Origin of the sequence: Peteryoungia wuzhouensis (assembly GCF_003205195.1) — a bacterium.
In the GTDB taxonomy this organism is placed as follows: domain Bacteria; phylum Pseudomonadota; class Alphaproteobacteria; order Rhizobiales; family Rhizobiaceae; genus Allorhizobium; species Allorhizobium wuzhouense.
In genome coordinates, this window is sequence record NZ_QJRY01000005.1 from 94,707 (window position 1) to 107,487 (window position 12,781).

Consider the following 12,781-nt stretch of genomic DNA (forward strand, 5'->3'; position numbering starts at 1 on the left):
TCAGGCCCTCGAACGAGCAGGCTGATCTTGTGACTGTCGAGAGGCGGTCGCACCTTCCATTAAAACAGCGCTTGTTTTTCGGACGCTTAACCGTCGCCAGACGAAACTGGCACGGCCCTTGCTTCACTCTCTATGTCCACGGTCAACGGCGATCGCGGGACGGATGAGCGCCTTAGAGGCGCAGATAACCATCAGACAATGACGTCGCAGGCTTCTTGCTGTCCGGCTCCTCCCGCCAGGACCCCGCAGGAAAGCACGCGGCGTTTTTTTCGTTTTCCGGATCTCCGTCACTAGACAAAGAGGGGCACAAGCTATGACCAAGACCACAGCAACGAGCATCAGCCGGCGTCAGATTCTTAAACTCGGTTCTGCGGCAGCACTAGCGAGCGCTGCCCGCCTGGCATTCCCATCCGGCGCATTCGCTGCAACCGCTGGGCCTGAAGTGACGGGCGTAAAACTTGGCTTTATCGCACTCACCGATGCAGCACCGCTGATCATCGCCAAGGAAAAGGGCTTCTTCGAAAAACATGGGCTTCCCGATGTCGAAGTGCTGAAGCAGGCCTCCTGGGCCGCCACCCGTGACAACCTTGTCCTCGGTGGCGAGGCGAACGGCATCGACGGCGCCCATATCCTGACCCCGATGCCCTACCTGATGGAAACCGGCAAGGTCACGCAGAACAATGTGCCCGTGCCGATGTCGATCATCGCCCGCCTCAATCTCGACAGCCAGGGCATTTCGGTTGCCAAGGAATATGCCGAAACCGGCGTGCAGCTGGATGCCTCCAAGCTGAAGGAAGCCTTTGCCGCCAAGAAGGCTGCCGGCGGCGAGATCAAGGTGGCCATGACCTTCCCCGGCGGCACCCATGACCTCTGGATCCGCTATTGGCTGGCCGCCGGCGGTATCGATCCGGACAAGGATGTTTCCACCATCGTCGTCCCGCCGCCGCAGATGGTTGCCAATATGAAGGTCGGCAACATGGACGCCTTCTGTGTCGGCGAACCCTGGAACGAGCAGCTCGTCAACCAGGGCATCGGCTTTACCGCCTGCACCACCGGAGAGCTCTGGAAGGGCCATCCGGAAAAGGCGCTCGGCCTGCGCACCGAATGGATCGAGAAGTACCCGAATGCCGCGAAGGCCCTGATGATGGCCGTTATGGAAGCCCAGATCTGGGCCGACAGCATGGACAACAAGGAAGAGATGTCCGCGATCCTCGGCAAGCGCCAGTGGTTCAACGTGCCGCCGAAGGATGTTGCCGGACGCCTCAAGGGCACCATCAACTACGGCAATGGCCGCCTCGTTGAAAACACGGGCCTTGAGATGAAGTTCTGGAAGGATCACGCCTCCTATCCCTTCAAGAGCCATGACGCCTGGTTCCTCACCGAGAACGTCCGCTGGGGCAAATTCGCACCCGATACCGATATCAAGGCGCTGGTCGACAAGGTCAACCGCGAGGACATCTGGCGCGCCGCAGCCGCCGACCTCGGCATCGCTGCTGCCGATATTCCGGCCTCTTCGTCGCGTGGTCCTGAGACCTTCTTCGACGGCAAGGTCTTCGATCCGGAAAACCCGAGGGCCTATCTCGACAGCCTGTCGATCAAGGCCGGGGCGTAAGGCGTCCTTGCCCTTCACCCGGCTGCCGCCACCCTCTCCCCGCAAGCGGGGCGAGGGGAGATGGGGCTGGAGCCTCGCCCAAATCCCCTTCTCCCCGTTCATGGGGAGAAGGTCCCGGCAGGGGGATGAGGGGCAATCCCTCATCGCCCACCATCTACCAACCGCCCAAGAGGACCACACCATGACCGCAACCGCTCGCAAGGCTGATCTACAGGCGATGGCCACGTCCACGACGAAGACCGGTACCGTCGTCATGATGGCACAGCGCCCGGCTCGCAGATTCGACGTTCAACACATCGCAATCCTTATCTGTCGCAATGTATTGCCACCGCTTGTGGTGCTGATTGCGTTGCTGGCCGTCTGGCAGATCGCCTGTTCAAACCCAGGCGCAACCCTGCCACCGCCGTCGCAGGTCTGGATCGACAGCTATGATCTGATTGCCTATCCGTTCTTCGACTATGGCTCGCAGGATATCGGTCTGGCCTGGCGGGTGCTGATCTCGCTGCAGCGCGTGGCAATCGGCTTTGGCCTCGCCGCCATCGTTGGCGTCTTTCTCGGTGCCGTCGTCGGTCAGTCGGTCTGGGCCATGCGTGGTCTCGACCCGATCTTCCAGATCCTGCGCACGGTACCGCCACTCGCCTGGCTGCCGCTGTCGCTTGCGGCCTTCCAGAATTCGAACCCGTCGGCGATCTTCGTCATCTTCATCACGTCTATCTGGCCCGTGATCATCAACACCGCCGTCGGCGTGCGCAACATTCCAGACGACTATCGTAACATCGCCCGGGTGCTGCGCCTCAACCCGCTGGAATTCTTCATCCGCATCATGGTGCCGGCTGCTGCCCCCTACATATTCACCGGCCTTCGCATCGGCGTCGGCCTGTCGTGGCTGGCTATCGTTGCCGCCGAAATGCTGACCGGCGGCGTCGGCATCGGCTTCTTCATCTGGGATGCGTGGAATTCCTCGCGTCTCTCCGACATCATCGTGGCGCTCGCCTATATCGGCGTGACCGGCTTTGTCCTCGACAAGCTGGTCGCCCTCCTCGGCAACGTCATCACCCGCGGCACCGCGAAGAACTGAGGAGAGCGACCATGAACGCCTATCTCAAGATCGACCATATCGACAAAAGCTTCGAACGTTCGGGTACGCGAACTGAGGTGCTGAAAGACGTCACACTCACCATCGACAAGGGCGAGTTCGTCTCGATTATCGGCCATTCCGGCTGTGGCAAGTCCACACTGCTCAACCTGATCGCCGGTCTGACGCGGGTGTCCGCCGGAGCCGTCCTCCTCGAGAACGTCGAGGTGAATGAACCTGGTCCGGAACGTGCAGTCGTCTTCCAGAACCACTCGCTGCTGCCCTGGCTGACCGTCTACGAAAACGTCAATCTCGCTGTTTCCAAGGTCTTTGCGGGCAAGAAGACGAAGGCGGAAAAGCATGACTGGGTCATGCGCAACCTCGATCTCGTCCAGATGGCGCATGCCAAAGACAAGCGCCCAGCGGAAATCTCCGGAGGCATGAAGCAGCGTGTCGGCATTGCCCGGGCGCTCGCGATGGAGCCGAAGATCTTGTTGCTCGACGAGCCCTTCGGAGCTCTCGATGCTCTTACCCGCGCTCATCTGCAGGATGCGGTGATGGAGATTCACTCCCGTCTCGGCAACACGATGATCATGATCACGCATGATGTCGACGAGGCGGTGCTCTTGTCCGACCGCATCGTCATGATGACCAACGGCCCCGCCGCCCGCATCGGCGAGGTGCTTGAGGTCCCGATCCCGAGGGTGCGCGACCGCATCGCGCTCGCCGCAGACCGCACCTACCTCAAATCCCGCGAAGCCGTGTTGAAGTTCCTCTACGAACGCCACCGCTTTGTCGAAGCCGCGGAGTAACATCAATGGCTGAAAAACTCGTCATCATCGGCAACGGCATGGCGCCGGGGCGCATGCTGGAAGAACTGTTCGAAAAGGCCCCCGGCCATTTCGACGTGACGATCTTCAACGCCGAACCGCGCGTCAACTACGACCGCATCATGCTGTCGCCGGTGCTGTCAGGCGAAAAGTCCTATGAAGACATCGTCATCCACAATGACGACTGGTACGCGGCGCACGGCGTGACCCTGTACAAGGGCGCCAAGGTCACAGAGATCGACCGGCATGCGAAGACGGTCACCTCGGCGAACGGCATCACTGTCGCCTACGACAAGCTGGTCATCGCGACAGGCTCACTACCCTTCATCATCCCGGTGCCAGGTCATCAATTGCCCGGCGTGTTGCCCTACCGCGATCTCGACGACGTCGACGCCATGCTGAGGATAGCGGAAGGCAAGGGGAGGGCCATCGTCATCGGCGCTGGCCTGCTCGGCCTCGAAGCAGCCTACGGACTGAAGCGGCAGGGCATGGATGTCACGGTCATCCACCTGATGCCGACCATCATGGAGCGCCAGCTCGATCCCGCCGCAGCCTACCTGCTTGAGAAGGCGCTCACCGAACGCGGCATCGAGATCATCACCAAGGCCAACACCAAACAGATCCTCGGCACCGAGAAGGTCGAGGGCATCGAGCTGGAAGATGGCCGAGTGATATCAGGCGACATGGTGATTATGGCCGTCGGCATCCGCCCGGCCTCTAGCCTCGCCAAGGAGGCGGGGATCGCCGTCAACCGCGGCATCGTCGTCGACGACGGCATGATGACCTCGGACCCTAACGTCTTTGCGCTCGGCGAATGCGCCGAACATCGCGGCACTTGCTACGGTCTGGTCGCGCCGCTTTACGAAGCTGCCCGCGTCCTTGCCGATCGATTGACCGGGGGGACCAGCGAATATCACGGCTCGGTCGTCAACACGAAGCTCAAGGTCACCGGCATCAATCTCTTCTCCGCCGGCGACTTCGCAGAAGCGCCTGATCGAGAGGAAATCGTGCTGCGCGATGCCTCGGCCGGCATCTACAAGCGGCTCGTGCTGAAGGACAACAAGATCCTCGGCGCCGTGCTCTATGGCGAGACGGGAGATGGCTCCTGGTTCTTCGACCTGATGAAGCGTGGAACCGATATTTCGCAGATGCGCGACACCCTGATCTTCGGCCAGTCCTATCAGGGGGGAACCCCGCTGGACCCTATGGCGGCCGTTGCAGCCTTGCCGGATGATGCAGAAATCTGCGGCTGCAACGGCGTCTGCAAGGGCAAGATCACCTCGGCGATAACGGCCAAGGGCCTGACGACGCTGGATGGCGTGCGCGCCCACACCAAGGCGTCTGCCTCCTGCGGCAACTGCACAGGTCTTGTCGAGCAACTAATGGCGCTGACGTTGGGCGACGCCTATAACCCCGCAGCCGTGACCCCGATGTGCATCTGCACCGAACTCGGCCATGACGATGTGCGCCGGCTGATCAAGGCGAAGGGGTTGAAGACCATTCCCGCCGTCATGCAGGAGCTGGAATGGAAGACCTCCTGCGGCTGCGCCAAATGCCGCCCTGCGCTCAACTACTATCTCGTCTCGGATTGGCCCGACGAATATGCCGATGATTACCAGTCGCGCTATATCAACGAGCGTGTTCACGCCAACATCCAGAAGGATGGCACCTATTCCGTCGTGCCGCGCATGTGGGGGGGCGTGACGAACGCCGCCGAATTGCGTGCCATCGCCGATGTCGTGGACAAGTTCGAAATACCGATGGTCAAGGTCACCGGCGGCCAGCGCATCGATCTGCTCGGCATCGAGAAGGAAGACCTTCCCGCCGTCTGGGCCGATCTGGGCAAGGCCGGCTTTGTGTCAGGCCAGGCTTACGCCAAGGGTCTGCGCACCGTGAAAACCTGCGTCGGCTCCGACTGGTGCCGCTTCGGCACGCAGGATTCGACGGGGCTTGGCATCAAGCTCGAAAAATTCATGTGGGGCTCGTGGACACCGGCAAAGCTCAAGCTTGCCGTCTCCGGCTGTCCGCGCAACTGCGCCGAAGCCACCTGCAAGGATATCGGTGTGATCTGCGTCGATAGTGGCTTCGAGATCCACTTCGCCGGCGCTGCTGGCCTGGATATCAAGGGCACGGATGTGCTCGGCCTCGTCAAAACCGAGGAAGAGGCGCTGGAGCACATCGTGGCACTCACCCAGATGTATCGCGAGCAGGGGCGCTATCTCGAGCGCATCTACAAATGGGCGAAACGCATCGGCCATGACGAAATCCGCCGTCAGATCATGGAGGATGCCGACAAGCGCCGCGCTTACTACGACCGCTTCGTTTTCAGTCAGAAATTCGCCCAGGTTGACCCCTGGTCCGAGCGCGTCTCCGGCAAGGACAAGCATGAGTTCAAGCCTATGGCGACCATCAACTACAATCAGGCTGCGGAGTGAGGCGATGAACGGAAACTGGATCGCAATCGGCACCATTGACGATATTCCGCTGCGCGGCGCGCGCTGCGTGAAGACCCCCCAAGGCAAGATCGGGGTGTTCCGCACAGCCGAGAACGAGGTCTTCGCCATCGAGGATCACTGCCCCCATAAGGGCGGCCCTCTCACGCAAGGCATTGTCCACGGCAAGGCCGTGACCTGCCCACTGCACAACTGGGTGATCTCGCTCGAAACCGGCCGGGCGCTCGGGGCCGATGAAGGCGAGGTCAAGACCATTCCAGTCCGCAATATCGACGGTCATCTCTCCATCATGCTCGAAAGCATGATGGTCGCAGCCGAGTAAGTGGGATGATCAATGCGCGGAGCCGCAGACATGCCCTCTGAAACCAAGACGACCTGCCCCTATTGCGGCGTCGGCTGCGGCGTGATCGCCGCAGTTGACGAAAAGGGGAAGGTCAGCGTGCGGGGAGATCCGGACCATCCGGCCAATTACGGTCGTCTTTGCTCCAAGGGATCGGCGCTCGCCGAAACGCTCGACATTGAAGGGCGCGTGCTTTATCCGGAAATCCACGGCCAACGCGCCGGTTGGGATGAGGCACTCGATCTCGTCGTCTCGACCTTCCAGCGGACGATCGCCGATCATGGCCCCGATTCCGTCGCCTTTTATGTCTCCGGGCAATTGCTGACAGAGGACTATTACGTCGCCAACAAGCTGATGAAGGGGTTCATCGGCTCTGCCAATATCGACACCAATTCGCGCCTGTGCATGGCATCCTCGGTTGCCGGACATCGCCGTGCCTTTGGCGCCGATACTGTGCCCGCCTGTTACGAGGACCTGGAGCTCTCCGACCTTGTCGTCCTGGTCGGCTCCAACATGGCCTGGTGCCACCCGGTCCTTTACCAGCGCCTGGCGGCGGCCAAGGCTGCACGTCCTGCCATGAAGGTGGTCGTGATCGACCCCCGCCGAACTGCGACCAGCGACATTGCCGACCTGCATCTCGCGGTCCGGCCTGACGGTGACATCGCTCTCTTCAATGGCCTCCTTGCCTATTTGGCGGAAACAGGCGCAATCGACGAAAACTATGTCGGAAAGCACACCTCTGGGTTTGGCGAAGCGCTACTTGCCGCCTCGCGCGGAAGCATGGCGGATCTCTCCGATGCGACCGGTGTCTCCGGCATGCTGCTGCGCCAGTTCTTCCGCCTCTTCGCCCAGACTGAGAAGGTCGTCACCTGCTACAGCCAGGGGGTCAACCAGTCGTTCGTCGGCACCGCTAAGGTCAATGCCATCCTCAACTGTCACTTGGCGACAGGCCGGATCGGACAGCCTGGCATGGGGCCGCTGTCATTGACCGGCCAGCCCAATGCAATGGGTGGCCGCGAGGTCGGCGGGCTCGCCAACATGCTCGCGGCCCATATGGCGATCGAGAACCCCGTGCACCGCGAGCGCGTGCAACGCTTCTGGAAGTCGCCGGTCATTGCGGAGCGGGCTGGCCTGAAGGCCGTCGACATGTTCGAGGCGGTCGCCGATGGGCGGATCAAGGCGATCTGGATCATGTCGACCAATCCTGTGGTCTCCATGCCCGATGCCGCTGCCGTCAAGGCAGCGCTTGAAGCCTGTCCTTTCGTGGTGGTCTCGGATATCCAAAAGGATACCGACACGGCCCGTCTCGCCCATGTCCTGCTTCCGGCAAGCGGCTGGGGCGAAAAATCGGGGACCGTGACGAACTCCGAAAGGCGGATCTCCCGGCAGAGGCCATTCCTGTCCGTTCCAGGCGAGGCCCGCGCCGATTGGTGGCAGTTGGCAGAGATCGGCAAACGCTTAGGCTTTGATCCTGGTTTCGACTATCGCGGTCCGGCCGATATCTATGCCGAGCATGCGGCGCTCTCCGCTTTCGAGAACAAAGGCGAACGGGATTTCGACATTGGTGCCCATGCCGAGATCAACGCGGAAGACTATGACGCCCTTCTGCCGTTCCAATGGCCTTTGCGGCAAGATGGATCATCGACTGCACGCTTTTTCGCCGATGGCGGCTTTTTCACTGCAGACCGGAAGGCGCGCTTTGTGCCCGTCACTGCACCGGCACTTGAAGAGGCCGATGGATGTTATCCCTTCACCCTGAATACGGGCCGGATCCGCGATCACTGGCACACGATGACGCGGACGGGAAAGAGCGCCCGGCTGTCCGGACATATCGCCGAACCCTACTGCGAGATCCATCCGGCAGACGCGGATGAGGCCGGTATCGGCGATGCCGATTTGGTGAACGTCGAGGGTGCTAACGGCAGGTCGATCATCGTGCGGGCCCTGCTAACCGAACGCCAGAGCCGCGGCTCGATCTTCGTGCCGATGCACTGGACGGGCGAGACGGCGCCCAGCGCCGGCGTCGATACACTGGTCTCCTCCCGCGTCGATCCGATCTCGGGCCAACCGGCGTTGAAAATGGCTCGGGCGTCGGTCACCCGCCACGTGGCGAAAGCCCACGGCTTCCTGGTGTCGGCAACGCGCCCGCTCGATCTGCCGTTTGCCTACTGGTCGATCGCGAAAGCTGAAGGCGGCTACCGCGTGGAATTTGCAGGTGATCCACCTGCCGAGGGTTGGGAGACCTGGCTGCGGCGCAGCCTGCAGCTTGAGGATCATCATGAATCCTCCGGCTACATGGACCAGCGAGCCGGTGACCACCGCTTGCTTGCCTTCGAGGGAGGAAAGCTGATGGCCGGCCTATTCGTCTCGTCGAACCCGGTCTCTGTCTCGCGGCAATGGGCGGTCGACCAGCTCTGGCAAAGCCATCCGGATCGCAGTGCGCGCTCGATGCTGATTGCCGGTCGACCGGCTGCCGGCCGGCCGGACAAGGGGGCGATCGTCTGCTCCTGCTTTTCGGTCGGCATCAACCAGATCAACGCGGCTGCACGAGGTGGCTGCCGGTCGGTCGAAGCCATCGGCGTTGCCTTGAGTGCCGGAACGAATTGCGGCTCGTGCCGCCCCGAAATCAGGAGAATCCTGGATGCCACGCAATCCATTGCCGCCGAGTGACGGACAGGAACGTATTTCCGCACTCGCCAAGCTTCCAGTATTCTGGAACCTTCAAGGCAAGCGGGCGGTCATCGCCGGCGGATCGGATGGCGCTGCCTGGAAGGCCGAGCTGTTGCAGGCCTGCGGTGCCAAGGTCGAGCTCTATTGCGAAACAGATGATCTCGGCGAGACCATGACGGCGCTGATCGAGCGGACTTCTCTGATCCACCACGCACACCCGTGGCATTGCGGCATCTTCACCGGAGCTTCACTTGCGCTCGCCGACTGCGAAACCGAGGACGAGGCGCGCGCCTTCTTTTGTGCGGCGCGTGCGGCGGGCGTGCCTGTCAATGTGATCGACAAGCCGGCCTACTGCCAGTTCCAGTTCGGCTCGATCGTCAATCGCTCGCCGGTTATCGTCTCGATCTCGACGGATGGGGCAGCCCCCATCCTCGCCCAGGCCATCCGCCAGCGGATCGAAACACTCTTGCCGCCGTCCGTGAAGCAATGGGCAAGCCTTGCGCATCGGCTGAGAGAAGCGGTCAATCGCCGGCTTGCGCCCGGTGGGCCAAGGCGGCTCTTCTGGGAACGGTTCGTTGCGCAAAGCCTGATGACGAATGAACCGCCGACGGAAGAGACTGCGGACGAATTGCTGGTGACGGCGGAGCAGATCGCGTCTGCTCCGGGCTCGGGATCGGTGACACTGGTTGGGGCAGGGCCCGGTGATGCCGAACTTCTGACGCTGAAGGCCATGCGGGCATTGCAGGCAGCCGACGTCATCCTCTTCGACGACCTCGTCTCGCCGGAGGTTCTGGAACTGGCGAGACGAGAGGCGAAACGCTTCCTCGTTGGCAAGAGAGGCGGTCGGGAAAGCTGCCGCCAGGACGACATCAACGACATGATGGTGCGTTTCGCAAAGGCCGGCAAACGTGTCGTCCGCCTCAAATCGGGGGACCCGATGATCTTCGGTCGCGCGGGCGAAGAAATTGCAAGACTGGAAAGCGAGGGGATTGCCGTCGACGTCGTGCCGGGCATCACCGCGGCTTCTGCCATGGCGGCGTCACTAAAGACCTCGCTCACCCACCGCGACCACGCCCAGCAGGTTCGTTTCGTCACCGGCCATTCCCGGAACGCCGAATTGCCGCGAACCCTTGACTGGCCCTCGCTCGCCAAAGCAAACCAGACATCCATCTTCTACATGGGTGGGCGGATGGCAGGGCAGATCGAGCAACGGTTGAGCGAGAACGGCATGACGTCCGACACGCCGGTTGTCGTCGTGTCCTCTGTCAGCCGCACGCAGGAGCGCCGCTGGGCCGGGCCCCTTGGAGGCCTGCCAGATGCCATGCAGACAATCGGCGTCGATGAACCTGTTCTGATAGGTGTCGGCGCGGTTTTTCGTGCGATAGCCGGGCGACGCTTTCTTTCTCATGAAGTCAGCACGCAAGAGCAAATGTCACGAATGATTTGAGCAGTGGCAGCCGAGGCCTTCAGTTGGGTAGTCCGTAGTGTAATGGCCTGTGCCTTCGAGTTGAAGGATCTGTTCGCCATGCGCGGTGCGCCGAGGCATCGCATCGACAAGCGTGTCCAGATTGAGGGGGGGCATGCTCAGGTCTAAGTTACAGATCCCGCCATGCATTGCCTTTAGCGGCCAACATTTAGTTCGCGCGAAAACTACAACAAGCGCCTTCTGCCTCAGGTGCAATTCAGCTTAGCAAGTTTGTTCTATGGCGCCTAAACGGTCGTTGAATTATTGGCCTGGCCAAAAAAATGCCAATGATGAGGGTGCAACAACAGAGTCGATAGTTCGAACCAGCTCAAGGCGGAGGCTTCGCAGATCTACGTCTATTGCCGATGCTGATCCTAGCGAACGACTTGCATCAAGACACAGCTCGCACGTCTAATTGGCGCGTTTCATGCGGAACGCCAAGCCTGTGTGAAGTCGGTCCCGCCTGACCCTTTCGGGTCGCTCCGCTAAGGCTCCTGCGGCTTCCTTTGTTCCGACCCTGGCGTGACGAGAATTCCCGCTTTCGCGAGCTGCGGTCGCCGCGATGCTGAAAGCTCCGATGTTCTTCATTGTACACCCGGATCTCGCACAAGCGCGGCTTTGATCCGGGGGACGAAGAATGATCGGTTGTCGAACTCGGAAGAATGCAGAGATCGGATCCAATGTTAGACTTTAGAGGCCCGAACACTCCCTACACACCGGCATCGTTCATTCATTGCGAGCCAGCAACTGAAGCCTTTCGGCGCATACTTGCCTGACCAGATCGAGCAATACGACCGTTCGCTCGTGGAGCCAGACCAAAGCCTCTTCGCTGATCTCGAAATGCTTAGAATACCGTGCCTTCACATAGGCCTCGTTTAGCGTGTTGAACCATGCGCGCTCGCGGTGCTGGTCGCGTGGAAAAGCCTCGGTCAAACGTCGATCCTGACCTTCCGCCAACGATCGGAGAAACTTGATATTGTGAGAGGGCGGACCATAGTTGGTGCTCTGGGATCAAGGCGGCTCGGAGCGCGAGCAGCCGGTTGAAACTTCAATCAATTGCTGAAAGTTTGTGCTTTCGATCGATCGGAATCATTCAATTGCAGTTCTTACGTTCATTTGGGCCGGCAGTGACTGGCACTGCTCCGTTGGAGGCTCTGCGCGCGGGCCTTGGAGCTTTCATGGGGCTTTGGTTGACCGGCTATTTCTTGATGTCTCCCGCCGTCGATCTTGAAAATGGCCTCTACCTCGTCGCACCGCTGGGCGCGACTGCCGTTCTTGTGTTTGCCGTTCCCAACAGTCCGCTTGCTCAGCCATGGTCTGCTGTCATCGGCAATACTGTCGCGGCTCTTGTTGGCGTTGCAATCTCGCTGTTCATCCACGAGCCGACGTTACGGATCGCCCTTGCTGTTTCGATTGCGATCTTTGTGACAATCATGCTGCGGGCAGTTCATCCGCCGGCAGGAGCAGTGGCCATGACGGCTGCCATGAGCCCGGAAGCTGTGGAGCACCTTGGCTTCTGGTTCGCGCTTGCGCCGATTGCGACGGGCACTGCAAGCCTCGTCCTGATTGCGATCGCCTATGCCAGGCTCACAGGGCGTCGCTATCCATTTCGTCAATTTGACCAGCAAAACAGGCACGGCACAGCGGACAGGATTGCCGTCGAACGGCTGGGCCTCTCCGAGGCTGAGCTAAGCGACATCCTTCAACGCTATCGACAGTCATTCAACCTCGGCGTTGAAGATTTGGCACGCCTTATCGGTGCAGCAGAGCTCCAGGCAGCAGCGCACCAGACCGGCACTCCAACTGCGGGCGCTATCATGTCCTCGAACCTGATCACCGTGAAGGCAAACACAGATTTGGGCACGGTCGCGGATCTCTTCCGGCGCCATCGTTTCACATCGCTGCCCGTGGTCGACGATGAACAGCGATTTCTTGGCATTATCTTCCAGAGGCACCTCATCAGCCGCGCAAGAGAAGACGCACTTCGTCTCGATCGAGGTCTAATTCCCGCTCTGAGAAGGCTGATCGATCCCGAAAGGGATAAACCAGTCCTCGCAATCGACATCATGAGTGTCACGATCCCTCGCGCTATTGCGACCACGCCGCTCGGAGCGTTGTTGCCCTTGATGGGTGATACAGATGTCGATGCCGTGCCCATTCTGGAATATGACAAGCTGATTGGTATCGTCACCAGAACCGACCTCATCGCTGCGATGGCCCGCGGGCTCGCACGAGCAGACGTTTGATGGCGTCTGCAAGATCGGGCCACGCTCGGAGCTAGGAACGACATGAGTGTCGGCTGCGGACCACTGCGTCGTCCGTCTCATTTGAGGATA

At 60.7% G+C, this 12,781-nt stretch carries 8 protein-coding genes and 1 pseudogene; 8 read left to right on the plus strand and 1 reads right to left on the minus strand.

Features of this window, described 5'->3' with window-relative positions; all coding sequences use genetic code 11:
- Positions 1-313 precede the first annotated feature (313 nt).
- From DMY87_RS14395 to cysG, 7 genes are all read left to right on the plus strand, one after another.
- The gene (locus tag DMY87_RS14395) at positions 314-1,612 is read left to right on the plus strand and encodes a CmpA/NrtA family ABC transporter substrate-binding protein (RefSeq protein ID WP_110792330.1); all 1,299 of its coding nucleotides are present in this window, start codon (positions 314-316) and stop codon (positions 1,610-1,612) included.
- A 181-nt stretch (positions 1,613-1,793) separates the two neighbouring features.
- Complete coding sequence (ntrB, locus tag DMY87_RS14400) at positions 1,794-2,690, plus strand: nitrate ABC transporter permease (protein ID WP_110792331.1); 897 nt, start codon at positions 1,794-1,796, stop codon at positions 2,688-2,690.
- An 11-nt stretch (positions 2,691-2,701) separates the two neighbouring features.
- Positions 2,702-3,499 carry an ABC transporter ATP-binding protein gene (locus tag DMY87_RS14405; RefSeq protein ID WP_110792332.1) on the plus strand — a complete coding sequence of 266 codons (798 nt, stop codon included), beginning with the start codon at positions 2,702-2,704 and terminating at the stop codon, positions 3,497-3,499.
- A gap of 5 nt (positions 3,500-3,504) precedes the next feature.
- Positions 3,505-5,952: a nitrite reductase large subunit NirB gene (gene nirB / locus DMY87_RS14410; RefSeq protein WP_110792333.1), complete on the plus strand. Its 2,448-nt coding sequence runs from the start codon at positions 3,505-3,507 to the stop codon at positions 5,950-5,952.
- Positions 5,953-5,956: 4 nt separating this feature from the next.
- Positions 5,957-6,292: a nitrite reductase small subunit NirD gene (nirD, locus tag DMY87_RS14415; RefSeq protein ID WP_110792334.1), complete on the plus strand. Its 336-nt coding sequence runs from the start codon at positions 5,957-5,959 to the stop codon at positions 6,290-6,292.
- A gap of 30 nt (positions 6,293-6,322) precedes the next feature.
- Positions 6,323-8,980 carry a nitrate reductase gene (locus DMY87_RS14420; protein WP_110792593.1) on the plus strand — a complete coding sequence of 886 codons (2,658 nt, stop codon included), beginning with the start codon at positions 6,323-6,325 and terminating at the stop codon, positions 8,978-8,980.
- Positions 8,952-10,427, plus strand: coding sequence for a siroheme synthase CysG (gene cysG / locus DMY87_RS14425; RefSeq protein WP_110792335.1), 1,476 nt, complete (start codon positions 8,952-8,954; stop codon positions 10,425-10,427). Before DMY87_RS14420 ends, cysG begins: the two co-directional genes overlap by 29 nt.
- Positions 10,428-11,171: 744 nt before the next feature.
- On the opposite strand, the pseudogene DMY87_RS14430 reads toward cysG, so the two are convergent.
- A pseudogene (locus DMY87_RS14430) lies at positions 11,172-11,447 on the minus strand (HEPN domain-containing protein); the annotation flags it as partial.
- Positions 11,448-11,485: 38 nt separating this feature from the next.
- Between DMY87_RS14430 and DMY87_RS14435 the strand changes: the two are divergent.
- A complete protein-coding gene (locus tag DMY87_RS14435; RefSeq protein WP_245408924.1) occupies positions 11,486-12,691 on the plus strand; it encodes an HPP family protein in 1,206 nt (401 codons plus the stop codon).
- The last annotated feature ends 90 nt before the right edge of the window (positions 12,692-12,781 follow it).